This is a genomic window from Frigoribacterium sp. UYMn621 (assembly GCF_040549525.1).
Classification (GTDB): Bacteria; Actinomycetota; Actinomycetes; order Actinomycetales; family Microbacteriaceae; genus Lacisediminihabitans.
Genome location: NZ_JBEPTM010000008.1, coordinates 1 through 26,434, shown reverse-complemented (window position 1 = coordinate 26,434; position 26,434 = coordinate 1). Strand labels below are relative to the sequence as shown.

The 26,434-nt window shown below is 61.6% G+C and carries 23 protein-coding genes and 1 pseudogene; 6 read left to right on the top strand and 18 right to left on the bottom strand.

Translation table 11 applies throughout. The features are described from left to right. The first annotated feature begins 112 nt into the window (after positions 1–112). Positions 113–652 carry a hypothetical protein gene (locus tag ABIB54_RS13240; protein WP_354575993.1) on the top strand — a complete coding sequence of 180 codons (540 nt, stop codon included), beginning with the start codon at positions 113–115 and terminating at the stop codon, positions 650–652. Positions 653–840: 188 nt separating this feature from the next. Here the strand turns inward: ABIB54_RS13240 and ABIB54_RS13235 are convergent, their stop codons facing one another. The 17 genes from ABIB54_RS13235 to ABIB54_RS13155 form a co-directional block, all read right to left on the bottom strand. Continuing rightward, entirely contained in the window at positions 841–1,815 is a 975-nt protein-coding gene (locus tag ABIB54_RS13235) for an NAD(P)H-quinone oxidoreductase (RefSeq protein WP_354575992.1), read from the bottom strand. An 8-nt stretch (positions 1,816–1,823) separates the two neighbouring features. Continuing rightward, entirely contained in the window at positions 1,824–2,714 is an 891-nt protein-coding gene (locus ABIB54_RS13230; RefSeq protein ID WP_354575991.1) for a cyclase family protein, read from the bottom strand. Positions 2,715–2,759: 45 nt separating this feature from the next. Then, a complete protein-coding gene (locus ABIB54_RS13225; protein ID WP_354575990.1) occupies positions 2,760–3,542 on the bottom strand; it encodes an SDR family oxidoreductase in 783 nt (260 codons plus the stop codon). A gap of 36 nt (positions 3,543–3,578) precedes the next feature. Further along, a complete protein-coding gene (locus ABIB54_RS13220) occupies positions 3,579–5,738 on the bottom strand; it encodes an acetate--CoA ligase family protein (RefSeq protein WP_354575989.1) in 2,160 nt (719 codons plus the stop codon). Further along, a complete protein-coding gene (locus ABIB54_RS13215; RefSeq protein ID WP_354575988.1) occupies positions 5,735–6,760 on the bottom strand; it encodes an acyl-CoA dehydrogenase family protein in 1,026 nt (341 codons plus the stop codon). The genes ABIB54_RS13220 and ABIB54_RS13215 overlap by 4 nt, the downstream gene beginning before the upstream one ends. A 2-nt stretch (positions 6,761–6,762) precedes the next feature. Next, the gene (locus ABIB54_RS13210) at positions 6,763–7,902 is read right to left on the bottom strand and encodes an acyl-CoA dehydrogenase family protein (RefSeq protein ID WP_354575987.1); all 1,140 of its coding nucleotides are present in this window, start codon (positions 7,900–7,902) and stop codon (positions 6,763–6,765) included. A 225-nt stretch (positions 7,903–8,127) separates the two neighbouring features. Next, positions 8,128–8,844, bottom strand: coding sequence for a FadR/GntR family transcriptional regulator (locus ABIB54_RS13205; protein ID WP_354575986.1), 717 nt, complete (start codon positions 8,842–8,844; stop codon positions 8,128–8,130). A 138-nt stretch (positions 8,845–8,982) separates the two neighbouring features. Continuing rightward, a complete protein-coding gene (locus ABIB54_RS13200) occupies positions 8,983–9,786 on the bottom strand; it encodes an SDR family NAD(P)-dependent oxidoreductase (RefSeq protein ID WP_354575985.1) in 804 nt (267 codons plus the stop codon). Positions 9,787–9,822: 36 nt separating this feature from the next. After that, a complete protein-coding gene (locus ABIB54_RS13195; RefSeq protein ID WP_354575984.1) occupies positions 9,823–10,572 on the bottom strand; it encodes an SDR family NAD(P)-dependent oxidoreductase in 750 nt (249 codons plus the stop codon). A gap of 26 nt (positions 10,573–10,598) precedes the next feature. After that, on the bottom strand, positions 10,599–11,387 hold the full coding sequence (locus tag ABIB54_RS13190) for an enoyl-CoA hydratase-related protein (RefSeq protein ID WP_354575983.1): 789 nt from the start codon (positions 11,385–11,387) through the stop codon (positions 10,599–10,601). A gap of 20 nt (positions 11,388–11,407) precedes the next feature. Then, positions 11,408–13,306: a flavin-containing monooxygenase gene (locus ABIB54_RS13185; protein ID WP_354575982.1), complete on the bottom strand. Its 1,899-nt coding sequence runs from the start codon at positions 13,304–13,306 to the stop codon at positions 11,408–11,410. 127 nt (positions 13,307–13,433) lie between these two features. Then, positions 13,434–14,102 (bottom strand): ABC transporter ATP-binding protein, encoded by a 669-nt coding sequence (locus ABIB54_RS13180; RefSeq protein WP_354575981.1) that lies wholly within the window; start codon positions 14,100–14,102, stop codon positions 13,434–13,436. A gap of 25 nt (positions 14,103–14,127) precedes the next feature. Continuing rightward, entirely contained in the window at positions 14,128–15,936 is a 1,809-nt protein-coding gene (locus tag ABIB54_RS13175) for a branched-chain amino acid ABC transporter ATP-binding protein/permease (RefSeq protein WP_354575980.1), read from the bottom strand. Next, on the bottom strand, positions 15,936–16,820 hold the full coding sequence (locus ABIB54_RS13170; RefSeq protein ID WP_354575979.1) for a branched-chain amino acid ABC transporter permease: 885 nt from the start codon (positions 16,818–16,820) through the stop codon (positions 15,936–15,938). Before ABIB54_RS13170 ends, ABIB54_RS13175 begins: the two co-directional genes overlap by 1 nt. A gap of 40 nt (positions 16,821–16,860) precedes the next feature. Next, on the bottom strand, positions 16,861–18,099 hold the full coding sequence (locus ABIB54_RS13165; RefSeq protein WP_354575978.1) for an ABC transporter substrate-binding protein: 1,239 nt from the start codon (positions 18,097–18,099) through the stop codon (positions 16,861–16,863). Between the two features lie 637 nt (positions 18,100–18,736). After that, positions 18,737–19,684, bottom strand: a complete 948-nt coding sequence (locus ABIB54_RS13160) for a zeta toxin family protein (protein ID WP_354575977.1) — start codon at positions 19,682–19,684, stop codon at positions 18,737–18,739. After that, complete coding sequence (locus tag ABIB54_RS13155) at positions 19,674–19,916, bottom strand: hypothetical protein (protein WP_354575976.1); 243 nt, start codon at positions 19,914–19,916, stop codon at positions 19,674–19,676. Before ABIB54_RS13155 ends, ABIB54_RS13160 begins: the two co-directional genes overlap by 11 nt. A gap of 542 nt (positions 19,917–20,458) precedes the next feature. Here ABIB54_RS13155 and ABIB54_RS13150 point away from each other — a divergent pair. From ABIB54_RS13150 to ABIB54_RS13130, 5 genes are all read left to right on the top strand, one after another. After that, positions 20,459–20,959 carry a hypothetical protein gene (locus ABIB54_RS13150; protein WP_354575975.1) on the top strand — a complete coding sequence of 167 codons (501 nt, stop codon included), beginning with the start codon at positions 20,459–20,461 and terminating at the stop codon, positions 20,957–20,959. A 627-nt stretch (positions 20,960–21,586) separates the two neighbouring features. Beyond that, positions 21,587–22,852 carry a hypothetical protein gene (locus tag ABIB54_RS13145; RefSeq protein ID WP_354575974.1) on the top strand — a complete coding sequence of 422 codons (1,266 nt, stop codon included), beginning with the start codon at positions 21,587–21,589 and terminating at the stop codon, positions 22,850–22,852. A 503-nt stretch (positions 22,853–23,355) separates the two neighbouring features. After that, complete coding sequence (locus tag ABIB54_RS13140; protein WP_354575973.1) at positions 23,356–24,000, top strand: YPYG domain-containing protein; 645 nt, start codon at positions 23,356–23,358, stop codon at positions 23,998–24,000. Positions 24,001–24,343: 343 nt separating this feature from the next. Beyond that, positions 24,344–24,508, top strand: coding sequence for a hypothetical protein (locus ABIB54_RS13135; RefSeq protein ID WP_354575972.1), 165 nt, complete (start codon positions 24,344–24,346; stop codon positions 24,506–24,508). A 196-nt stretch (positions 24,509–24,704) separates the two neighbouring features. Beyond that, positions 24,705–25,622, top strand: a complete 918-nt coding sequence (locus tag ABIB54_RS13130; RefSeq protein WP_354575971.1) for a DUF8359 domain-containing protein — start codon at positions 24,705–24,707, stop codon at positions 25,620–25,622. A gap of 257 nt (positions 25,623–25,879) precedes the next feature. Here ABIB54_RS13130 and ABIB54_RS17905 read toward each other — a convergent pair. After that, positions 25,880–26,011 (bottom strand): annotated as a pseudogene (locus ABIB54_RS17905) (IS256 family transposase); the annotation flags it as partial. Positions 26,012–26,434 lie beyond the last annotated feature (423 nt).

Here is a 26,434-nt window from a genome sequence, read left to right as displayed (position 1 = left end):
TCCCAATCGCGCGAGGATTTCGCGCCGGATTGTCACGGCCGCTCGTGTTTCACTGTCGACCGGAGGCAGCCTCGACCAGTGGCTCATCTCCGACATCTGCGAGAGGCTCGGTTTGAGCACTCACGCATTTCGCCAGTTGTTTCCGACCGCCGATGCCCTTTTGGATGCCGTACACGAGGCACTCGTCGACGAGTGCTCGTCGCGACTCCGCGCCTGCATCGATCAGTTCGTCGCGTCGGCCACGCCGGCCGGCGTCACCGAGGCCGCAAGCCTTCTGGCCAAATCCTGGCCGCTCGACAGGGGAGGCCTGATCATCCGAGGTGAACGCCGAGTGCGGGCGATGGCGGGCGGGCTCGACGGCCCCGGAGCCGCGAGGTCGGAGAGGAAGTTCCTCGGCGCGCTCGTGGACATCTTCACCGACCTCATGACGAGGATTGGTCGACGCTTCGAATGGGACCCGATGCTCGCCGTGCGGGTGATACTAGACACATACGAGCGCTCGTTCGAAGCGTGGATTCTGGACGGCCATTCCGAACTGACGTTCGCAGACTCGCCCTACATTGCACGAACACTGCCGACGCTGCTCGAGCAACTCAGCCAATCTGTCGCGAACGATGCCCCGCAGTCGGGAAGCGCGGCAGCGGTGGCCTAGGCTGCGCGGATGGCAGAGAGCATGGGCGGGCAGGCAGTGTGACGGCGTCAGTCCATCCTTGGGGCCGCGCGCGCGTTGCTCGCCGAGCAGGATAGGACGGGCTGACCGTCGACTGCGTCGCGGCCGGCGTCAGCGAGCAGTTGCAGATCCATCATTGAAATGCATTCTCGACTGCGGCTACTCTTGCGTCACGCTCCTTGGATGAGCAGAATTTTGCCCGCGTGCTTTCCGGAGCTCAAACGTGCGTGCGCAGCTTCAGCGTCTTCAAGTTCGAACGTCGAATCCAGAACTGGGATGACCTCGCCGCGCTCAATCAGCGGCCACACATCCCGTCCGACGCCCGCGACCACCTCAGCTCGCTCGCACAGAGGACGGCTCCGCAATGTAGCGGCGGTTACAGACGAGGCCTTTTGGAGGAGAGCACCGATGGGGAGCACCCCTTCGCGACCTCCTAGCGTGCCAATGATTAACAGACGGCCTCGGCGAGCGAGCGAGTCGAGATTCCGAACAAGATAGTCTCCGCCTCGAACATCGAGGATGAGGTCTACTCCTCGACCTCCAGTGAACTCCCGACTCTGGACAACGAAGTCTTCCGTGGTGTAGTCGATTGCGAGGTCGGCGCCCAGACGACGGCACAGAGCTCCCTTTTCTTGGCCGCTGGCTGTCGCAATGACTGTCGCCCCGAGGGCCTTCGCAATCTGGATCGCGATGGTGCCGATGCCGCTCGCGCCTCCATGCACCAGGAGGACGTCTCCGGAAGTGATGCCACCCATCTCGACGAGATTTGACCACACTGTGCAGGCTGCCTCGACCATTCCTCCCGCTTCGATGAGTGATATGCCGTTCGGCGCCAGCAGAGTCAACCGGTAATCGACTGCGACTCGCTCCGCGTAACCCCCCCCGGGAAGTAGGGCGCATACCTCGTCACCGACCGCAATGCCCGTGACGTTGGACCCGATGGCCAACACTGTTCCGGCACACTCGAGGCCCAGGTACGGCGGTGCGCCCGGGGGCGGCGGATAGCGTCCCTCGCGCTGTGCAAGATCCGCCCGGTTTACACCGGAGGATCGGATATCGATCAGCACGTCGTACTCGCCCACCTGCGGATCCGGGACGGTGTTCCATCCCAGGCGAAAGTTGGAGTCGACTTCGATTGCCTTCATAGCGCTGCCTACTTGATGGCCAGGGCGTTGGCGGGCGAGCCGACACCGCCCACCAGATTAAGCGGTGCGGACGTCAGGAACGAGGTGTATCGCCCGTCGAGCGCGCTGTGCGCAGCTAGTTCATCGAGCCACCATAACTCGCCGAACGGTACCCCGAGCCTCGCAAGAAGGCGGGCATGCAGCGTGGGACCCTGGATCGGCATGGGCTCGACAGCGATGTTGTCCGCCGCGATCGCGCTAATGCCCCAGTCCCAGAGGTACTCGACCATCTCAAGGCTCGGCTCGAGTCCCGGACTGTCGTGCACGGTGCGAACGCGTTCATGCTCCTCGGTTGTCGCCATGTTGTAGCCGGTCGTCCACCCGGTGCGAATGAGAAGGATATCCGCCTCGCGGGACTCGATGCTCTGCGCGGTCCTGACCGCCTCCAGCACATCCACTCCGATCGGGGTCCGCTCGTTCCAGCTCAACGACCGCCCCTGGGCGGTCACGTATCGTTCGACATCAAGCAGGACTGCCCTCCCGGCAATTCCGCGTCGCGCCCACTTCTCGATCCCGAGGTCCTCATGCGGGAGATGGTTGTAAAAGCCGGTCTCGGGGTCGCGGAAGTGCTGAAAGCTGTCCCACTGCGAAGACCCCTGCAAGTAAAATCGATCCAGATAGTCATCGCGGTTGCCCATTCCGGTCGTGTAGACCGAGTGCTCCACCTGCGCACGGTTGAACAGGGGCGGATCGGGCCAATTCAACGGTGCGTTCAGGGAAAACATCTCTCCGCTGACAATCGCCTCGCGCGCCGCACGAATCGTTTGTGGCGTCTGCCTATTGAGCACGCCGAGCGCATCGTCATCCCCGAAGACTCCGCGTGCATCTCCATCAGGCAAATCGCGATAGAACATGGCCATGCTCCTCTTACTCAGTTGAACTTCTTCTCGCCGAGGGTAAGCTTCTCACCCCATGAAACTGCCGCCGTTGACGTCGATGGTCGCGCCGGTGATGAATGACGCAGAATCTCCCGCCAGGAACGAGATGGTCGCGCCGATGTCCGCCGGCTGACCGACACGTCCGACCGGGATCGCCGCCGCCAGCCGTGCGTTCACCTCGTCGGGCGCCTGGGCCGCCATATCCGTCTCGACTCTTCCCGGGGTCACGGAGTTCGCGGTAATTCCGTCGGCTCCATACTCGTACGCGACGGTCATTGCCAGACCGAGCAGCGCCGACTTCGTGACGCCGTAGTGAACGCCTGCGATCCGAGCTCCCTGACGACCTGCCTGGGAGGAGACGTTCACGATTCGACCCCACCCTTGCGCACGCATTGCTGGCAGCACAGCCCGCACACCAAGGAATGCACTCGTGAGGTTGACCGCAATGACTCGGTTCCACTCCTCCAGCGGCATTCCGTCGGTCTCCCGACGTAGACCGTTGTGCTTGGGTGAGATCCCGGCGTTGTTGACCAGAACCGCCACGGGGCCAAATCGACGCTGCGTCTCCTGAAGAATTGTCTCCCAGGCCGCTTCGTCCGAAACGTCGGCAGCCACGATAGCCAGGCGCTCCGCCAATTTCGGACGCGCGGCACGAAACTCCGCGAGCGCGTCCGTGTTGATGTCCACCACGACCACCGGATGCCCGGCAGCCAGTAGTGCGTCCGCAATGCCGGCACCGATTCCACGTGCCGCACCCGTCACGATCGCGGGCCGCTCACTTCGAACAATGAACTCGTCGGAGTCTGTCAATTGGTGCTCCTTCGCACGGGTAGAAACGGGTTTCCGCTAGTCCACGGATGGACGCAAGACGACAAGCGCATCGACTGCGACGGGTCGGCCATCCTCGAGCACCAGCAGCGGATTCAGATCGATCGAGAGGATGGATTCGGAAAGCGCTGCGGCCAAGCTCGAAAGTCGCGCGATGGACTCCGCAAGCGCGCCCTCATCCACACCGCGCCGACCACGCACTCCTCGAAGAAGTTTGACCCCGCGAAGTGCCTCGATCATGCGACGCGCCTCAGCTACGCTGACGGGTGCCAGTCGAACTTGTACATCTGGGAGCACCTCGGCTGATACTCCACCGATGCCGACGAGAACCGTCGTGCCGAACGTGTCATCCTGCGAGGTCCCGAGAATGATCTCGATGTCATTGTCCAGCTGTCGCTGAACGACAAGTCGTCGGTCGGTGACGCCGTGCGACGCCGCGATATCCAGAATCGATGCAACCGCTTCGAGAACCGCGGCTCGGTCCCGGAGTCCCATGCGCACCACGCCGAGTTCGCTCTTGTGCGGAACCTCGTCCGAGAGCAACTTGACCACAACGGGATAGCCCATCGAATAAGCAGCATCTGCCGTATTTTCGGCGGAGTGCGCTTGGGACTCTTCCACCACGGAGATCCCGACCGCTTCGACGACCCGCTTGCTGATTACCTCGTCGAGGGTGATGGTCCCAGTGCCCTCTGCCTCTTGGATCAACTCCCGGGCTGCCTTGATGCCCGCAACCGGAAGGCACTCGCCGCGTTCCAGCTCCCGCTGCTGCTTGGTCATGGCCCAGCGCACCGACGCCGCGGCAGCGCGCATCGTGCGAGCGGGATCGGTGAAGGTCGGGAGGCCGCCCGCCGAGAGGACTTTCTGGGGTTTCCCGGATCCGCCTACCCAAGTGACCAGCAGCGGCTTGTCGCTCTTGGCTGCCCGTTCGAGCAGAAGCGCGCAGATCGCGTCCTCTTCCGGCTCCAGATTGCCCAACAGGACGATGGCCTGATCCGTGTCGGGGTTCTCGAGTGCGATGCGTACCGCGTCATCCAGAATCATCAAATCGGCGGCAATCGCGCCGGTGACATCGATCGGATTGCCGGTCGCCGCAAACGTCGGCAGGACCTCTTGCAGACGGGCCTGCCAGGGCTCATCCCACGCGAATATCGACAGCCCCAAGTCCTCCGCGATGTCGGTCATGAGCACTCCGGCACCCCCAGACAGAGTCACGATGGAGACACCGTTGCCCTTCGGCCGGCGTGGACTGGAAAAGACCCGGGCAAGATCGAGGAGGTCCTCAACGCTCTCTGCCCGCTGCGCTCCGTGCTCACGGAAGAGTCCGTCGAAGACGACATCCGATCCCGCGAGGGTACCTGTGTGGGAAGCGGCCGCGTGAGCGCCGCGTTCGCTGCGCCCGACTTTGAGAAGGCCGACCGGAATGCCCGCATCGAGGGCACTGGCGAGCGCGTCCGTGAACGCTTCGCCGTCGCGAACCCCCTCGACGTAGGCTAGTAAGACCTTGGTTTCTCCTTCGTCAACCAGCTGCTGCATGACCTCGGGCAACGCAAGGTCTGCCTCGTTGCCCGTGCTGATGAACGTCCCGACCCCGATGTGCTGGGACTGCGCAAGGTTGAGTATGAAACCGCCCATCGCCCCGCTCTGCGACACGAAGCCGATCTTGTGATCCTCCGGCTCGAAGCGGTCCTGATCAACGCCAGTCATGAACGTCGTGATGACGCTGTTACCGAACGAGACAGCACCGACGCTGTTCGGTCCGAGAACGCGGATCCCGGTACTGCGCGCTGCCTGAACAACCAACTCTTGCGCCTTCGCGCCTTCTTCTCCCATCTCGGCGAATCCGGACGCGAACACGATCGCAAGCGAAGCGCCTGCCTCACCGCACTCCCGAACTGCCTGCTCGATCGCTGTAGCGGGCAGGACGATGACGACGATGTCCGGCACCTCGGGCAAAGCACTGACACTCGGGTATGCCACTTCGCCCTGCACCGTGGGACTGTTCGGGTTGACCGGATAAATCCGCCCCTGGAACCCGTACCGACGAAGATAGCGTTGCGTCCGACCCGATGCCTTCGTCCCGACATTCGAGGCACCGATGATCGCGATCGATTGGGCGCCATGCAGCGCTTCAACCAAATTCAGCCGGGTGGCCTCACTGGCACTCGAGGCGTTCATGCTGAGTCCACCTCATCCAGTATCAAGGAGCCGATCGCCTGACGGTGCTCGCTTGCAGACCCGTTTGCGATCTCCAACGCTTTGCCGCGTTGCAGCCACAGGTGCAGGTCGTGCTCCCAGGTGAAGCCGACTCCGCCGTGTAGCTGAAGCGACGCCCTGCCCGCGATCGCGAGTGCCTCGTTGGACGCGGACTTCGCCGCGGTCGCCGCCAATTCGGCTCCGCTGTCGGAAGTACTTACGCGGTAGAGGGCATTCCAGGTCAACGAGCGAGCCGCCTCAACTGCGACCGCAACGTCGGCTAGGCGATGCTTGAGTGCCTGGAAGGAACCGAGCACCCGCCCGAACTGAACGCGCTGCAATAGGTAATTGCGAGTCATCTCGCACATTCGGCCGGCTACTCCGACTGCGAGCGCCGCGTTGCCCGCCATTACAGCGGCGCGAGCGCGCGCAGCAATCGTCGGCGAATCGGTGACAAGCGTCGACTGGTCGAGAACGAACTCACAGCGGGCGAGGCGGCGACTCGGGTCAATCCCGGCGACAGGTGCGGCGAGGAACTGGCCGGTGCGTAGAAGGTGGATCTCGTCGCGATCGATCACAATTAGTGCATCCGCGCGGGCGCCATCGCTGACCAATGACGCGCCGTCCATCGCGACCGCGACGACAAATTCGCCAGAGGCGATGCCCGTCAAAAGTGTCTCCGCGCCGGGGAAATCGGGGCACCACTCCTGAAGTAGCAATGGTGCAACGACAAGGGTCTCCACGATCGGCTCGGCAACCGCAAATTGCCCGCATTCCTCGAGAGGCAGAGCAAGGTCGAGCACACTCGCTCCCGAACCACCGAAGCGCTCCTCCACGAGCATTCCCCACAGGTCGAGCTGCGCCAGCACCCTGCCATGGCTTCCGTCATAAGCGTGCCCTTGCGACCACACCTCTCGAACCGAACCCGGCGTCACCGAACGACCGAACGCGTCGCGAACGGCATCACGGTACGAATATTGTTCCTCATCGAAGTCGAAGTCCATGATCAGCCTTTCGGGAGGCCGAGGACACGCTCGGCAATGATGTTTCGCTGTATCTCGTTCGAGCCGGCATAGATGTGCGCAGCGCGGCCCAGCCAGTAGCTCTGTATGAGGGGAGAGACTACGCCGGACTGGTCACGCAGCACTTCCGCTTCTTCGCCGATCATCTCGAGGGCGAACTCGAGGATGCGGGTCTGCATCTCAGACCACCACAGCTTCCCCATCATCGACTGCGCTCCGAGAGTCTTCCCTCGCGTGAGTTCGGTGAGAGTACGCAAGGAGAGATAGCGATACGCCTCGATCTCCTCGTAGAACCGTCCGACCCGTTCACGCACGGCGGGATCTCTGCGCCGACCCGTGGGAATCGTTTCGATCGCCTCCTTCAACATCTGCTGGAAATGCGCCGCCGTGTTCAGGTTGCTGCTGCGCTCTTGGGTGAGCGTGCCCATAGCGACCCTCCATCCGTCGTTAAGTTCGCCGACGACGTTCTCAATGGGGACTGCTACATCCGTGAAGAACACTTCCGCGAAGTCCGCGGCGTAGTTCATCTGCTGGATAGGGCGAATATCGATTCCCTCCTGGTGGCGCGGAATCATCAGGAACGTAATGCCCTTGTGCGCAGAAGCGCTAGGGTCGGTTCTGACAAGCGCGAAGATCCAGTCGGCGAATCGTGAGTGCGAGGTCCATATCTTCTGACCCGTGACCCGAATAACATCGCCATCCACCTCACCCTTGGTGCGAAGCGAAGCGAGGTCGCTGCCGGCGTCCGGCTCGCTGAAACCCTGGCACCAAATGTCGTCACATCTCAGCATGGGTTCCAGCCATCGCCGCTTCTGCGCGTCTGTGCCGTTGTTTATGAGAGTGGGACCGGCCAGCCCGAGCGCGAGACGGTTCAGACGATCGGGGGCGCCCGCAGCGAGGTACTCGTCGTAAAAGATCATGGTCGCCGTCGGATTCATTCCTCGGCCACCGAATTCGGTCGGCCAATGAACAGCAGCAAAGCCCGCCGCGTGAAGCTCTCGCTCCCACGCACGGTGCTGCTCGAATCCCTCCCGCGTGGCGGCCGATCCGAATGACTCCCGCGGAACGTGCGCGTACAGCCATTCCCGAATCTCATCGCGAAAGGCACTCTGCGCTGCGGTCAATGACAAATCCACGTTGACTTCTCCTCTATCGACATCCGATCCATGAGCGATAATAGTAAACATAACCATGAATGCTAAGAGATGCCAAATCGCGCAAGTCCCTCACATGACAGCGCATGCTGGGCTCCCGGTGAAAGGGAATTGCGCGCTCGGCGGGTCGGTCGACGTTCGCTTGCGCGCCTCATCACGCCGCGCACAGGTCAAGACCCTCGCGATCGATTGAGATCAGTTCAACGGCGGAAGGACCGGTTCGTACGCCAGCCCGCTCGCCACGAGGTACTCCCGATACTTTAAAAGATGGAGCTCCATCGCCGCGCGCGCACCCGCGGCATCTCGCTCACCGATCCGCTCGGCAATCCGCTCATGCGCTTTGCGGGTCACTTCACGGTCTGCTGCCGAGATCCGCTCCTCACGGAAATGCGTGTCGAGCGCGACGTGCATAGCCTTCAGCGTGAACTCGAAGAGATCATTGCCGCTCGATTCGGCGATAAGGTCGTGGAGATCCGCCGTGTGTTGGGCGCTGCGGTCCTGACGCGCGATGTCGAGGATCGCCTGGCGCTGCCCTTCCGTCGCATTGATCGCCGCCAATTCAGTAACGAACGGCTCGACCTGCAGTCGGAAGACCGCGAAATCATCTAGCGACGTATTGCGTAGGCGCAGCAGCAACGCGAGTGCCTCGCTCACCTGGCGGATATCTGGGTTGGAGACGAAGATACCACCGCTAGGGCCGCGTCGAATGCTGACGAGACCATCGCGCTCCAGCAACCGCAGAGCTTCCCGGACAGTGACTCGTCCGAGCCCGAACCTCTCAGCCATCTCGGTCTCGGACTCCAACCGCGTGCCGACGGCGAGCTTCCCATCGATCACGTCAGCGCGAATTGCATCGACGACGAGGTCCGAAGCCTTCGGGATACGAACTCCCCTTTGTCGCTGCATGGCCATCACTTCTCCGCTGATCGCAAATCCTTCAAGAATGCGCTATTGCTTTCGCGCCGAACGCCACACGGAACCTATCGGGAACGATCACCCTAATTGTTGCAAAGATAGCACTCACCAATCCGATGAGCCGCCGATTCCGCCTTAGATGCCCTCGACGGGATATTCGAACCTGATCTTGCGCCCACCGTCAACGACGAGCGTCTGACCGTTCACGTGCTGGGAAAGGTCGGATGCGAAGAACAGCACCGAGGATGCAATGTCGGACGGCTCGCCCAAGCGGCCCGTCGGCGTTCCGTCAGTCCAGTCGGCCCGCCGGTTCTCACCGATCGCTCCACCGATCCGATCAGTCCAGATCACGCCGGGGGCGACTGAGTTCACCCGGATGCCGTACGGTCCGTACTCGACAGCGGCGGACTTCACGAGCGAAATTAGCGCGGCCTTTGCCGCTCCGTAGCCGGAGTGACGTTGAGCGGCGTCGATGCCGCTAATCGAGCTGATCATGACGATCGCCCCCCCACCGGACTTACGCATGGCGCGCCCGGCCGCCTTGATCACCAGGAATCCCTGCTTGAGGTTGATGGTCTGCAGCTGGTCCCAATCCTCCTCCGAGGTCTCTTCAATCATGAGGAACCGCGAAATTCCCACGATGTCCACAACTCCGTCAACTCGACCCTCGGCGTCCATCACGGAAGAGAACAGCTGGTCCACCTGGGTGGCAACCGTAACATCGGCAACCATGGCCACACCGTCGACCTCGGCTGCTACCGCGGCAGCCCGCTCGCCCACTGCGTCAACAACCACAACCCGCGCACCCGACTGCGCAAGTGCGTGACTGACCTGTCGACCGATGCCCTGGCCGCCTCCGATGACGACAAAAACACGGCTGTCGAGTCGAGCGAGTTCCGCGTAGTTGGTAACTGGTGTTGCGTCCATTGAAATTGTCATGCGTCTCTCCTCTTGTTGAAATTCAAATAGCAGCGATCAGTAGGTGGTCCGGCCACCGCTGATATCGAAGACCGCACCTGTCGAGAACGAGCACTGAGGCGAAGCCAGCCAAGCAACCAGCTCGCCCACCTCTTCGGCCTCGCCTGGACGACCCATTGGGATCTTGGCGAGAAGTCGAGCAATGTGTTCGGGGCTCGCATCCGCCATGAGCGGCGTGTTGATGACGCCGGGCGTGACGGTATTGATGAGGACACCAGTCTGGGCGAGTTCCTTGCCCAACGACTTGGTGAGCCCGATCACTCCGGCCTTCGCTGACGAATAGGCGCTGCTGCCCGCATTGCCTTCTTTGCCCGCAACGCTCGCAACGTTGATGATTCGGCCATAACCACGCTCAATCATGCCCGGAATCACCGCCTGACAGCAGTGCACCGTTCCCATGAAGTGGGTCGCCCACATGCGTTCGAACATCGGCAGCGGCGTCTCCCACATGGGGTAAGACCGGTCGGTGATCCCCGCGTTGTTCACTAAAATGTCGATCCTGCCTGCCGCGTCCGAGACCTCACGGACAGCGGAGTTTACCGATTGCGGGTCTGCCACATCCAGAACAACCCAGTCCAGCAGCAAGCCGTCCGACTCATCGACAGCCTGCTGGACGGTCTCGGCGTTGATATCACTCAAGAAGACGCGGGCGCCCGCTTCAGCAAGAAGCCGAGCGGTTGCTAGCCCGATTCCGCGAGCCGCGCCGGTCACCAGGGCGATCTGCCCTTCCATGGTCTTTGTCATCATATTCCCTCTTCGTTCGGCAGAATTGCTCAGGAGAGCGTCCAGTTCGGTTCACGTTTTTCAAGAAATGCGGCCAGCCCCTCCGCCGAGTCGTTAAAGCCGCGCAGCCGGTTGGTGTAGTCCCACTCGGTGCGGTATTGCTCCTCGAGCTCGTCCGTCTCGATGCGAAGGATCGATTCCTTCGCGAGGCGCATCGCCAGCGGGCTCTTGCCAGCAATTCTCCGTGCGATTTCGGTGGCCGCAGCCAACGCTCCGCCAGGCTCGACGAGCCGTTCGATCACACCAAGTCGGTAAAACTCTGCGGCTGACTGGAGTTCCCCGGTGTACATCATCATGCGTGCCTTGTGCGGGCCGACCAGGCGCAGCGCCTTGCTGGCGCCGCCGAGCAATCCGACGTTGATCTCGGTAAGGCCGAACGAGGCTGTCGTGGAAGCGACTATCAGGTCAGAGACCCCGATCAGGCCGAATCCGGCACCGATGGCCGGGCGTTCAACCGCCGCAATCACGGGGACGGCAGAGTGACGGATGACATGCTGAGCCTCGCGCCACCGCCATCCGGGGTTGGTGGTCGACCGAAGCGAATCACCTCCACCGGAAACCCCGGATTCGAGCTCTTTCAGGTCGATTCCCCCACAGAATGCGCGATCTCCAGCACCAGCAAGGACAACCGCATGAACCTGCCGGTCCTCCGACAGCTGAGAGAACGCATCGATCAGATCAATCTGCATTTGCGCGCTGACGGCGTTGACGGGCGGACGATTGAGCGTGACGGTGGCGACATTGGCGTCGCACTCGACGGTGAGTGTTTCAAATTCCATGGTGATCTCCGCTGGGTGGGTTACGCGATGTCAAAGTGTTCAGGCCTCGGGCGATTGACCATGAGGAAGTACTCCCCCAGCTTCCAGGGCAGGTTCACGTTCTGTCGACCGAACTTGTTGATGTAATAGTTGCGCCCGGCCGGTGCCTCGTTCTGCCAGATGAGGTGTTCGTGAGCAGCATCTAACGCCTCGTTGTAGCGCTCGAAAACCTCCTGCTTCACCTCGATGCTGCGGGCGCCGCGCTCGATCACATCGACGACTGCCTGAGCCGCATACCGCGCCCAGACCTCGATCCAGGAGAGGAAGGAGCCTGCCCGCGCCTGCGAGTTCGGACCATAGAACATGAACAAGTTCGGGAAGTTCGGCACCACCAGCCCGAGGAACGCACGCGGGCCGTCGATCTCCCAGGTCTCCTCCATGCTGGTGCCATCGACGCCGACATACTCTGCGGGCCACAGATACTTGCTGACCTCGAATCCGGCCGCCACGATAAGCGTGTCCACCTCGATAGTGCGCCCATCGGCGAACTCGATGCCTGTGGGGAGAATTCTCTTGATGCCATCGGTGATGAGCTCGACGTTGGGGCTCAGCAGCGAGTCGTACCAGCCATTGTCCACAACGAGCCGGCGAGCCAGAGGTGCATAGTCCGGCGTCACCCTCTCGATGAGATCCTCGCGGTCCCCTAGGCGGGTGCGGATGTAGCCCGTCAACGCGGAACGAAGGGCATCGTTGCGGGGTCCGATCAGCCCGCCGGTCGCCTGCCAGGCGCGGTCGTACTCTTGCGCGGCCTGCATTCCTGCCGCCGTCGTCTGCGCTGAGTAGCAGTACCAGTTCCAGTACGCGGGCATGTTCGCGAAAAGCCACTTGACCTCATCCGGAATCAGCTCCCGGTACCCTTCCATCGGAGAGATCCACTGCGGCGTCCTCATGAGCACATACATCTGCTCCGCGGTCTGCGCGAGTCCCTGCATGACCTGCACGCCAGTGGAGCCGTTGCCGATGACGGCGATGCGCTTGCCGTCAGCCGAGTAGTCGTTGTCCCAAGCTGTGGTGTGAAAGGTTTCGCCCTGGAAGGACTCGATGCCCTCGATATCGGGGAGCTTCGGTGTGCTGAAGAGTCCCGCGCCGCTGATGACGAAGTTCGCGACGAGTTGCTCGGATGCCCCGCCCACCGCAGTCGTGTCGAGCACCCACGACTGGCGATCGTTGTCGTACACCGCGCGGTCCAGCGAGACATTGAAGCGAATCTTGTCATACACACCGTGCTTCTTGGCGATGTGCTCGAGGTAGCGCTTGACCTCGCCCTGTGAGGCGAAGTATTCCGTCCATGGGTAGTTCTTCTCGAATTTGAACTGGTACAGGTAGCTGTTGGTGTCCACCCGCGCATCGGGGTAATGGTTCAGATGCCAGGTTCCGCCGATGTCAGCCTGGCGCTCGATGATGGTGTATGGGATCCCGAGACGCTCGAACTGGATACCGGCGGCGATACCGCTCGCACCGGCCCCTATTATGACGACCTGGTGATCCAACGCATTCGACGGACGCTGCACGTTCCAATCCGCGCCGCGGGGGAACTCCTCGAACGCGAGTTCCTCGCGCCCGAGCGCGAACTCTCCGTCGGTAAGCGGCTCACCCGTGAACAGAGCCATCATCCGGCGCAATCGATCATCCGCGGGAGGAGTGACCGGGGTGCCCGTTCGATCCATCATGAGGTAGGCCAGGGCCTTGTCCTTGACCAGTTGCGCATCTTCTTCTGCGACGACATAGGCGAAAAACGCACCCCCACGAACGGGCACATGAACAATGCGGACCTTGGTAAGTTCTTCATCACCGGTCATTTGGTACAGCGCCAGTCGTAGAACGTTCAGATTGGCTTGATCGATAGCGGCTCGCGCAGTCGACTCACGATTTTCGAGCATGCTTCCTCCTTGAAACATCGCCTTGCTTTGTCCAATATTTGTTCGCTCACTTCGGTCCCGCGCCCGCTCATGGCATCAGTCCAACAGCCGAACTCGTGGGGAGTGCCCCAGGAGCGAGGCATCCAACTCAACCGAGCATCATCTCCACTAACTCGTCGCGGTGAGGCATCACTTCGCGCGATCCCTGCGCCACGATCCGCCCCTGCTTGATCACGACGAGAGAATCCGCGACCGCGAGCGGCTGATCGATCAACTGCTCGACCAGGATCACGCCCATTCCTTCGCCTGCACGCCCCTTGAGGAACTCGAGGATGTCAGGAACCAAGGACTGCGCGACACCCAGGGATGGTTCATCGCAGAGTAGGAACCTGGGTTGCGACGACCATGCCTGTGCCAGCGCGAGCATCTGTTGCTGACCGCCGGAGAGGCTCCTGGCCATATCGCGACGCTTGTCACCCAGAATCGGAAACACTTGGTAGGCGCGGTCGCAGACCTCGTCTGTGGATAGCCGTCGCGGACGCGGCAGCCCGATCTGACCCAGGCGGATGTTGTCCTCGACGGTCAACCCAGGGAACACACGATGCCCTTCGAGCACGTGCCTGATCCCCTTCCGGCTCGCGTCTTCGGTTGAGATCGTTGCGAGCGATGCACCATCGAGGGTGAGTGAACCGGATTGCAGTCGAATCATGCGCGACAACATCCGCAACAATGTGGTCTTCCCTGCTCCGTTCGGTCCGAGAACTAGAGTTATCGATCCTGCTGGAATTTCCAGGTCAATGTCCCGCAACACGGTCATGCGACCGTATCCGGCACTAGCGCCCTCAACCTTCAGCATTGCCCACCCCCACAAACAGCTTCGCAACGGCCGGATGCTTCCGGACATCTGCCGGCGAACCGGTGACTACGACGCGCCCACGATCCAGCACAGTGATCCGGTCTGCCGTGCCCCAGACGAGCTCAAGGTCATGTTCAACCATGAGGATGGCGGCGCCAGTCGAACTGGCAATCTGCCTCAGCAGGCGACCGAACTGATCTCGTTCCGCGTGGGACAGGCCAGCTGCGGGCTCATCAAGAGCAAGCAAAGTTGGTTCACCACGCATCGCGCGAACCACCTCGAGCGATCGGCGCTGCCCGTGCGGCAGCGTCCCGGCCACGATCGAATCCCATCCCGACTGGAAGTTGGCCAGCACACCATCCAGCCAGGATGCTGATGTACCGCGCACTCTTCCGGGACCGAGGTCGACATTCTCCCAGGCGGAGAACGAGTCGAGCATGCGCGGCTGCTGGAACGTACGCCCCAGCCCGAGGCGAGCTCGACGGCTCGCGGACTTTGAGGTTACGTCGTTTCCATCGATACGAATCGCTCCGGAGTCCAGCGAGATGAGTCCGGAGATCGCGTTGAGCAACGTTGTCTTCCCCGACCCATTCGGACCGACGATCGCGTGAACCTCGCCTGGAAAGATGTCGAGCTTGACGTCGTCCAGAGCCACCACCGCATTAAATTTGCGGGAGACGCCCGACACACTCAGGACGGGCTCTCCACGAGATGGCTTCGCCACGCCTGCGGCCGCCGCCGCTTCGATGATCGGCTCCAGGGAGGTCAGGCCTTCCGGGACCGCGATCGGCTTTCGCCTCATCGAGTGGAACAATCGCTTTATGCCCACTGCCAAACCCTCCGGCATCCAGAACATGACAGCGAATGCGATTACACCGTAGATCAGGAGTCGGTAGTCCACGAAGTTCGCAAGAAGCACATCTGGGACGATATAGAGGACTGCGACGCCCAAGACCGTGCCAGCAATAGAACCCGGGCCGCCGATCACGACAATGAAGAACAGCAGGATTGATAGCGACAGCGTGAACGAGCTGGGCGCAACGTACTTAATCAGACAGACATAGAGCACGCCGGCCACGGAACCAGTGGCCGCAGCGATCGCGAACGCTTGGAGGCGCAGGCGCCCCGGTTTCAATCCCAGTGTCGACGCGGCCTCCGAGCTGGTGCCAGCAAGTAAAAGCTGTCGACCGAACTTGGACGACCGCAGTACTGCGATAAGAAGCACTGCAGCGACGGCAAGGACCATGATCACTATCGTGAGCCAATCTAAGGTGCCGAAGAGGCGTTGGCTGAGGGGTAGGTCGGACACGTTCACCCCGGTCAGTGCGTTGGTCTGATCCTTGAACAGCAACAGCAGCTCAGGTAGAGCGATTGCAGCGGCCATAGTCACGAAGCCGAGATAGTAGCCCTGAACGCGAAGCGAAGGCAGCGCCATCAGCATCCCGGCGGCCATGCCGCTTGCCACGCCGATGGCCACCGCGAGCCAGAACGGCAACTCCCACACACCGCTGGCAAGCGCCATCGAGTACGCTGAAACGCCAACGACGGCACCTTGCCCGAACGAGATCTGCTTGGCCAGCGCATCGAGGACGCTCAAGCCAGATGCAGCGATCACATAGATGAGGGCAACCAGAATAATCTGCTGCCAATAGACGTTGCCGACGACGACAGAGATGACGGTCGCGCCGACAATAAATGCCATCGCGATGCCGAGCTCTCCGCGTTGGCTCGGCCGAACACCGAAGGTGAGGGACTTGCGTCCGCCCGCGACGCGGTTGGTGAAATTGTTCATCATTAGACCCTCCTTGCGTGCGGTCGGCCAAAGATTCCCTGTGGCCGAACCATGAGCACGACGACCAATGCCGCGAGCGCGAGCGGCACTTCCGCGTCACCGCTCAGATGGAATGAGATGAACATCATCAGGACGCCAAAAACCGGCCCAGCAACGAGTGCGCCGAGGTTATTGCCGATCCCCCCGACGACCGCCACGATGAATCCGAAGATGACGTAGTGCAGCGCCTGACTTACGGAAATTTCCAACACGTAACCGCCAACGAAGCCGGTCAGACCCATCATTGCTCCCGCGATGGCGAAGGCGAAGATCTGCAAGCGCAGTGTCCTCATGCCATTCGCCTTTGCTGCGTCCAGGTCCTCAGACAGGGCGTTCAGTGCCAAGCCCGCTAGCGACTTGCGCTGGAATAGTCGGGTGCCGGCCAAGACCACGATGGCCAAGGCGAGCAGCACCAGGTAAACCAGCGGTGTCTTTGTTCCGACGAGAGCGAAGGACCCGAACGGGTCTTCCATGATGAGTGTGCGCGGCCCGAGTGCGAGCACGAGGATGGCGCCAATCATGATCGATGCCGACAGTGTGGTGATGATCCAGGAATGCTGGTCGGAGCCTCGGCGCATGGGGAGCAGCGTCAGCAGCCCCTGCAGTGCGGCGATCACTGCCACCACAAGCGTGACAAGCAAGCCGACCCCGTACCACAGCAGAGAAGTGGCGACAATTCCAGCAGGCAGCAACAAATATGTCATCACTCCGGAGAGTACGAGCAATTGCCCCTGTGCGAAGTTAAGGACTCCGGTTGCGTTGTAGATCACGTTGAGGCTCATCGCAATCAGCGCGTAGACCGCTCCGGCACCTATCCCGCGAATGAGGATGATGATTGTCTCTTCCATGGGCGTCAGCTCCGCCCAGCATTCTCAGTCATCATGAGGGTCAGTCGCAGTCGATCCGCTGGAAGATCTTTGGAGCAACTTCCTTTCCCGGGTTCACCAGTGCGAGCGAGTCAACGTTGAATAGGAAGTGGTTCTTCTTGCTCATTGCCCAACCGGTGTGCACAAGCAACTTGTTCTTGTCTGCTTCCGCAGCACCCTTGGTCTCAAGCCACTTTGCGACCGCTGCACCATCCGAGCCTCCGGTTGCCTCATATGCCGCGCCGAGCAGGATGACGGCGTCGTGCCAGACCGCCGCGTAGTCGTACGACATGGTGGCCGCTGCCTTCGTACTCAGCGTGGACTTCAGGTGATCAATGAATCCGCTCGCTTGCGGGCGAACGTTCTTCGCCGTGCACGCGCCGAAAGCGGACCACGTGACCGAGTTGAGGTTCGCGTAAGCATTCGGCCCTGCGACCCCCATCGTCTGTGCGGCGAAGGTAGTCGCGTAGTTGCCGATCGCAGGGATGTTCTCCATGTTTAGCCCACGACGCGCGAGTTCGAACTGCCCGGTGTCGCTGCCGGTCTGCCCGACGAGCAGCAGGAAGTCCGGGTTGCCCTGCTTCAGCGACAGCAACTGCGGAGTCATGTCCGTGACCGGGATGTCGTACTCCGCCTCAGCGACCGGCTTGAGGCGAAACGTGTCGAGCGTTTTGAGGAACGACTCGTGTGCCGTCTTGCCCTGGGTCGCCGAGTAGTTCGCCGTCGCGATGCGCTTTGCATGGTACTTCTTCACGGCGAAGTCGACCATTTTGGCGGCCTGATCGCTGGCGTTGAGCAGCATCGCGAAGCTCAGCGGTGCGTTCTTGGGCGTGATCCCACTGGATGACCCATTGATCGAGGCGATGTTCGCCGTCCTCAGCATGGGCAGGGTCGCGAGCGTCTCGTCACTCGTCATCGGGCCGACAACAAAGTCGACCCGATCCTGGTTGATCAGCCGCGTCGTCGCCGACACTGCCTTGGTGGGGTCGGTCTCAGTGTCCAAGAACACCAGTTCGACTTTCCGACCTCCGATGCCGCCGGCACGATTAAGTTCGTTTGCTGCAGCCTCAACTCCTGCACGTGCCCAAGTTCCCACCAGGGCGGCCGGGCCGGTAATCCCCAAGGGGACGCCGATCTTGAGCGGGCCCTTTGCGGCGGCGGGCGTGGCGGTTGGCGTTGAGCCTCCCGAGCAGGCTGCCAACGACACCACAAGGCCGAAAACCGCGACCGCCATGGTCGCTTTGCGAATTGTCTTGCGCATGACTACCAACTTCCTTATCGATAGTGATCCCGCCCGCAACGTTGCAGACCGGGTCATAGCTCGCGACTCTGCGGGCCAGTCTTAGCATAAATGATTATTCATGCTAAGAATACATACTTTGTGCGCGCGCATTGAACTCAGTCTGGCGACCGCAGCCGTTTTCTCGCGTCGTTCGCCGACACCAACGCCTCGCCCGAAACACGCCGTTCCCTCTCTGTCAGGCTGGTGTGAGACACCCCGTGGTTTGTGGGGCAGGTCTTTGAGAGGGCGGGGAACGGATTATCCGCATGGAAGAATTAGGACCCCCGGAGGCGGAAAGTTCGATCGTGGATCCGGCCGCGAGGCCGACACGTCGGACGTATCCAGCTGAGTATCGGGCGCGGGTGCTCGCGGAGTATGAGGCGGCCCCGCGCGGTTAGAAGTCCGCAGCGCTGCGTTGCGAGGGGATTTAGTGCTCGCCTTTTCTTATGCTCAGGGATGGGGGAAATTCTCACCTTGACTGCGAAACCCGGATCGATCACCAGTCCTGAGCACGATTCCAGTGTGATGAGAATTCCTCGACCGAGTGACTTTCGGGAGCTCCGCACCAGGCGATGGTGGCGGCGAAGCTGGCCGAGGAGGCTGTTGCGGTACGCGATTAGTCGTGGACACGCGACACTGGGTGCGCCCGAAGATGAGGCTTCACGTCGCCACCGCCGCGCAAGTGGCCCCGGACGGCGACGTCACCGGAACGGCTCAGGTCGAGATATTCATGGTCGAGAACCAGTTGCCGCAACAGCTCCTGTGCCTCAGTGCTGTCGGTCAGGTTGAGGGTGAAGTAGCTGAGTGACCTATCCAGCAGTGCGATCTGCGTTGCCGTATTCACCTCGCCGAGAGGAGCGTCCCATTCCGCCCTTGCAACCGATAGAGCTCCACGGATGGCAGATGCTCCAACGCGGCTTTTGTCAAAGAGCACTTTCGTCCGGTTTCGCAGCGTGAGCCTGTCTACCGGAGAGCCGGCGGCAGCGAGTTCGGCGAGGGTGAACGGAATCATACGGAAGGCGTAGTTGTGCGCCTGGACAGATGTGAACCTCGCCTGCCCGTCTTGCATCGCATCCTCGACGAACCTTCCGGCGATCGACGCTCTGCTCACCTCGGGGGCCACGACTACCACGACGGCCTGGACTGAGAAGCCATTCGACTTGAACTTACGTGCGGTCGCAATCGGGACCGCCGGGTTGCGAAACGTTCCCTCGACGAGGACGCTGATTCCTCGCTCAGCGGCGAATTCGATCGACCGCTCGACCCACCCCGAGGACGCCTGGGCGGTCGCGTTAGGCATGTCCGCCGGCGACTGGTTCAGGAGGAAGTCGTATCTCGGGTGATACGAACGCAGGTCGTCTCCAACAATCGCGGTCACCTTCTGGCCGCTGGCTGCACTTACCGTCGCCCCGGCTCGGGTCTTGCCAGCACCAGGCCGGGCTCCGAGAAGGATAAGCAGCGGAGAGTCAGATCTCTCGGCCCGCCGAAACAGGGCGGGCGCTATGAAGTTTGAGAAGATTCGATCCAGCTCGGCTGCACTCAGTGCGTAGCCTTCAGGATTCACGAAGAGCCGCGTACCTCGCCCGGAAATCGCCGGTGGCAGCCTCTTGAGCAGCCAAGTCGTTGGGGTCGATGGCTTCGACCTCATCGTAAATCGCGGAGATCGACTGAATCGCAGGGTCGTCGGTCCCGCCGACTGTGGCACGCTGCGCGTAAACCCCGACCAGTCGATTGGCTGCTTCACGCATCACGTCGTAGACCACGACCGGGTCCTGGGAGGTGCGGATTTCGTTCATTGTCATCATCACACCTCTCTTATGCGCGGCAGGTTGGAACGGCAAGTCCTCTTGCTTACGCGGATACGCCGCCAGAGTACGTTCCGGCCGATGCGGTTTCCGCGGGTGGCTGAATGCTCGGGCCGATTCAGTGGCGCCGACAGAGAGTAATGAACTATTTTTCATCACACTGGAATCGTGCTCGGGACATAGTTTCGAATCAGCACCTAAGCAAATGCCGAACACCAATCGGTCGGCGCCAATTCGACTCAGAATGCCCCCGACTGACCTCGCTCCTCCGTTGCACCCGGTTCTGCTCCGTAGGTCAGGAGCCGGCAGCCCCCGATCAGTCCGCTGAAGGTTCCGCTTGCGGGCGCCGACGGCCGCCCTTCGGTCAAGCTATCTCCGGAGTCACCTATCTGTTCGGCACACCCGGAGCAGTCGCGGCCTGTTTTGTCCGGAATGCGTGTCAAAGTCCGGAATGAGTTGGCAAGCGACAACTGCGGGGCGGTGCGATGCGATGCGCCCGCGGAGCGGGGTGGTGGCCGCACACATGGGGGTGCATGACGTCCCTACTGCTCGAACGCCCCGACACCGCCCCCGACGACGCAACTCGGGAAGCGGTAGCGCCGGAGCGGCTCTGCTGGTCGGGACTCAACTCAGATGGAATCTGCACTTGGGGCGAAGCCCTCGGCCTGATCTCGCTGGTTGGAGTGCAGGAGGAATTCACCTTCCTGACCCTGTACCGCGACGCGGCAGTCGACCCGGCTCAACGGTTCTTTCAGTGCACCGGCGGTGGCCCCAAGGTCGGCGGTCGGCTCTTGGCTGAGATCGGCAACGGGAACGATGTGGCCGTCATGGCACCCTGGGACGCCGCGGTTGGTCGGCGCGTGGAGATCACCACAGCCGAGCCGTGGGCCTACTCAGAGGCAGACGAACAAGGCCTCTTGCCGCGCGAGGAGTTGTTGGCTATTGCCTATGAATGGGTGATGCACGGAAAGGTCAGCCCGAAGTACCGACTTCGCCGAGTCCCCACCTTTAACCTGCCGGTCGTGAACCTGTAACCCACCACGGTGCTCGTCGGCGAGGCATGAGGTCCGGGTCACGTCTGAGCCTGACCGAGAGGCGCTGGACGTCGCAGCTCAACGGGATCCTGCCGGCCGGCAGGAAGAGACTGCGGTGAGCCGCGAGCATGACGGTGCTTTGGGGGGCGTGGGAGCAGAGGGCGCGGCGAGGGCGTTGTGGGGGCGTTGAGGGGGCGTTGAGGGGCGGTCCGCCCCGTGTCTGCGAACCACCCTGTCGCCTCGGGCGACCCCGGGGCGCCTCGATCCTTCTCCAGATGGAATTGATTCCGAACCTTTCGAACCGTCGGGCACCTCCGCTTCGCTCCGACGCCGCTCCGCGCCGTCGCCGCCCCTGTCCGCCAGCTCGCCGCCAGCACGTCCTTCGCTCCGCCATCTTCCGCGCTGCGCGCGGCGTGATCGCCCCGCCTACGGTCCGAGACAATGCGGGTGCTCTACGAGGTGAGTTTCGTTGCGCTGGCAGTGCGATTTCTTGACGGTATCTCTCGCGCGACGCGCGGCGTCGGGTGAAGCGGAGTTCGCCGCATACATCACTGTTACCACCCGTGAAGATACGCGCTGGCTTCGCCTAGCGATCTTCACGTTGTATCAGGTCGTTTGGAGGACCGTTTGACCGTCAACTTCACCGAGAGCCACAGGGTCGCTCCCGCGCGCCTTGATCTCACCGAACTCCTCTTGAAGACCCTGCGTGACAAAGCCGGCAACCCGGACCCTCGCGCTGCCGTTCTTCGCGTGCTCGTTCGTGGTCTCGCACACCATGTGTCACCGACCGCAATCAAGCGTTGGCTCGTGTCGCTCGGGACACCCGAGCAGGTGCTCTGCACTACTGACGGACAGTGGCAACAGCTCGTACGCGAAGCGAAGGTTTGGCTTGCCAGCTCTTCCTCCCTGAGCACCGCGCGGCGGATGGTGGCGCGCGTCGTCGCGCCCGTCATGCCAGGCACGTTCACCTCGAAGCGGCAGGAGGTTCAAGCGCGCGTTGCGGTTGCTGTGATCGGAGGCCAGCAGCTTCGCACCGGCTACGACAAACTCCTGGTGACTGGCGATTGGCTCGGCCTCCAACTGAACCTCACCCCAACGGCCGCACGCACGATCTTGAAGGCTCTTGAACGAGCCCGCTGGATCCGGCGTGTGTCCTCTCGCGGTGGCGCCCTCCACTACCGGCTGATGAAGCTCGGGACTGAGGACCTTCGCGATTGGGCCGACCTGCATCACGACACGATCCAGGCGCTTGCCGACGGTACGCCCGAGGACAGCTACCTCGCAACGATCCTCATGACTGCGGCATCACCCGCCTGGCACTACTCCGATGACATCATCGCCGGCGGCCGCACATGGCTCCGCCTGGTGCTCGCCTACTCGGGCCAGCCTGCCGGTGAGTGGCTTGGGTTGAGCAAGCGGGCGAACACTGAGCTTCGCGACGAGCTGCACCGTGAACTCCCGGGTGCCCTGGAGGGGACCGTCGATCTGGCCGCCGTACTCAGCGTAAAGAGCGAGGAGACCTTCGCGTTCTTCCGGCACGTGGAGCGGAAGGACGACTTGGCCGCGCTGGCGATCGTCAACCGAACACGCGTGGCCGCGTTCCGGGAAGCGTCGGCTGAGAAGTTCGCAGCGAAGAAGTTCGCCGGTGGCCTCCTACATGCCGCATACGACTTCGCCGGGCGGGTACCTCACGGTTCGGACCTGGCGGAGGTCCAGCGTTGGACGAGTCAGGCTGCGGCGTACTTCAACGCCGGGGGCGGCGTTGTCCACGACACCGCCCTGCTTCCGGTCCTCGCTGGTCTGCTTCGTGAGCTGACATCCAAGGCCGGTTGGTCCGACGCCCTGATCGACAAGGCGGTTCCGTTCATCATCCGCGAGACGCTCCCCGCGTAGCCGCCTAATTCTTCCGTCCGGTATCTGCGGGTCGGACCGACGCAAAAGGAAAGGCACAAACCATGACACGCAGCAAGCAAGACACCGTGGTGATCCTCATCAAAGATGGGGACACCGACTTCACGACCGCCTGTTCGGCCAGTGAGGCCCCGGCCAGTTCGCCGGGCCACTCCGCACGGTCGCCCGCGCCGCCGCGGAGGTACACGTTGACGTCATCGCCCTGCCGGCGCCTCGTCCGCTGGAGTGTCTCGCCGCGTCACTCGCCCTTTCGTCGCCCGCGTGCGTGTCGTCACGCGCCCCGCGACCGCATCTCGTTCCGTTTCGCCTTGGTCGGGGGCTCCGCCTCGATCCGCGCTAACCTGATCCCGCGACCCGAGAATTGGTCGCAAACTCGGAAGCATTCGCAGAGCACCTCATTGAATCTGGCGGCGGGACCACGTATTCATTCTGCTCACGGTGTTTTAACACGAATAGCCCCATCAGGGGGGGGCGAGGGGGCTCTTATGGCTGACGACGGCGCACAGTACAAGAACATGTCCGTGAAGACGATGCGCGGCCTGGAAGCCAGAAGCCGGGCGAAGTGGGAGAAAGACGGTTGGGAATTCGTCTCCCAAGATCAGGTGTCCCGGTTGCGGAGCGAACTGACTTTCCGTCGTTTGAAGAAGAAGCAACCCTGGTATCTGTGGCCGGCCATCGCCGGTGGGGTCCTGCTGGTTGTTGGCCTCTTTGTCATTGCCGGAGTATTGAAGAGCGGCGAGGACAGTGGAAGCACGCAAAAGGCGGTCCCGGCCGCAGTCAGTACTCCGGCGTCCACGCCAACCTCAACTCCAACGGCAACGGCAACGCCTTCGCCCACGGTGACCGCCCCCCGCCCTCTCGACGAGACCACTGCGGCACAGTTCCTCGCTATGCAATGGGAGGCCAAGTTCACGTACGGTGGAAAAGTCCAATGGGTCATGGACCGCATCACTACCCCTCATCCGGACGGTACTTTCACCTTCAAACTCAGCGCAACCGTCACGAACCAATACGGCACCGATCAGCAAGCCACCATAGAAGGCGACGTCGGCGGTACTGATGCTGCCCCGACCATCACGGACTCGATTCTGTACACAGCCGATGGTCAGATAGTCAACTTCAGCGGATAGCCTGGTGGACCTGCCCCTTTCCTTCCAACAAGCCGGCTCTGCCACATTGCTCCACGCTGCTGGCCGAGCGTTTCCCACCCTTTCCCTGCCGACGCCGTGTCCGCCGGAGCGTCTCGGCGCCCCGCTCCCCTTCGGTCCGCGAGCGCTCCCGTCCCGCGAAATCGCCCCGTCGTCGCCTCCGCCGTCGTCGCTGTGTCCCCGTGGTCGTCCCCAACCGCTCCTAGTGGTGCCCGCAACGAAACATCCGATCGCGTCGATGACCCGCATGATTGGGTCATTCCTTTGCTACTGGCGTGCGCGCAAATAAGCTGCCGGGATGATCGAAAATACTTGGAATCTGACTATGGACGACCAGACTTGGCAGCTCACGGATTTGGAAGCCATCTTCGTGCAGAGGTTCCTTCGCGGGGACCACGGGTTCGCAGATCACACGCTATCCGGCGAGGGCTCTGAAGAGTTCGTCCTACTCCACAACAGGTGCCGCGAGATGTTGCTCGAACGCGTTTGAGATTCGCCGGCCTCGAATGAAGACCATTGCCGAGCGAGTCCTTTCGTGGTGGACGGTGCCCCACATGGGCTCCTCCTTTCGCGTGTTAAAGCATTTGGAGAGCGAAATAACGACTCTGCCACGCGCCATGAATAGGGCCATTGGGACCATTAAGGTATAGATGACCATGAACCGCTCCTTTTGCTAGAGAGTTGCTTTGCGCGAAATCTCAGTCCAGTACGAATTCGACTGCCTACCGAGTGAAAACGGAATTCATTCGAAGGCAACCTGTGCAGGGAGCATCCCATTTTTCGATTCTGTTGAAGCCCCAGTTGCCTATTGCTACTTTGAACCGGCTACCACGTCGAGCAACTGGCAGGCGGGCGATCTAGTCTCTTGGTGCACGGGCCGGCGGGAAACCATCGTTAGAGTCGTCGGGTCCACCCTCTACTCGCTCGCGGCAAAAGATGAGTTCGCGGACGCTCGCGTGATCGATCGATGCCTTCGTTCTGCGCTTCGTTTCCAAAAGGTGATGCAATCGGTCGATCCCCGGTATGAAATTCGAGCTGAAATTGGCAAACTGGCAATCATCGACGGACAACTCTGGCGGAAATGCGGTGAACCGACCTACTCGGTATGGCCCTTCAAATCCGTTTCTTCGCACGAGACCCAAATTTTCGCGTCGGTAGTATTCGAACACTCGGTGGGGTTGAAACACGAAAATACGCAAACTCGTCACACCTTCGCAGCCGACGGGTACCAAGACGCGGTCGAGTACATCGCCGAACTAGAATCGCGTGGCTTTGAAATGTCCGATCAACTACTCGATCTCCATCCCATCATCGTGACGGGAGCTCACCGGTCAGGTTCCACGTGGTTTGAGAGCGGTATCGAAAACTTCCCAGATCCGGAGGACTTGACCTTCGAAGAACTGGGCGACTTCCTTACGAAGCTGCGGTCGTCATTGTCTCTCGCTAGCGCATGTCCCTTCGGAACGCACATTGCTCTATTCAACCCAGACGTTTTATCTCTCATCCAGGTTGATGTGATCCTCGGTTATTTGAATCGAGCAGAGTCAGCGGGAATCGATTTAGCGGGCTACACGGAGTACCCGACACCTCCCAGTCGGAGATGAAGGCTGTAGAACGAGTCCAGCTTTCTCAAGCACCGCTGATTGGTGGGGTCGAACGGTTGGCGCGGAGCGCGATGGACTGGACAGAGTTTTCGAGAGCGAGATCGATGACTGCCGAAGTATTTGATGCTTTCAGAGCCACCCAATCGTGCGATTCAGAGCCACCGATCGTGCGGAAGAGAGCCAGTGGTGGTGTGGCTCAGAGCCGCTGGCCCTCTCCGCTCGGTGTTAGCTCGGGATCAAGAAGTCGCTGCTCCTCGGAGTAGCGAAACGATCGGACACTGACTCAGCTCCTGATAGAGCGTCTCGGTCGCCGTCAGGATCCGGTCGGTGACATCGGTTAGTTTCAGTTGAGCAAGGAGATCGGGCAGGGCAGACTGGTCAAGAGCCACCGTGGTTTGTGTCCTTCGTGAGTGGTTTAGTCGTTACTCACTGACCATCCCACGATGGCTCTTCACGTCGACGATCCGACGCTCGGAAGCAGGGAAACTACGCCACCACCAGGGACGCAACCTTGGGTGACGGATCGAACTGCCCGATGTCCCATGCGTTCGGCGAAAGTTGGCATGCGATCAGGCTAGTGGCAGAGTGCGCTGCGAACTCTGACGATCGTGTCTAATCGATTTCTGGTCCGGAGCTTGCGCGCCGTCGAGTACGGCCCGATCACCAGGCGCCCGCGCGGAATTCACGCCCCACATGGTCGCGGAACGCCTGCCGTCCGGGTCACGTCCCGCTGAGTGGTGGAGTTTCTCAACACCGTGCGGGTCAGTTGTTTTAGTTTAGGCGGCGGCGAGTTCTGGGAGGATCACCGCCTC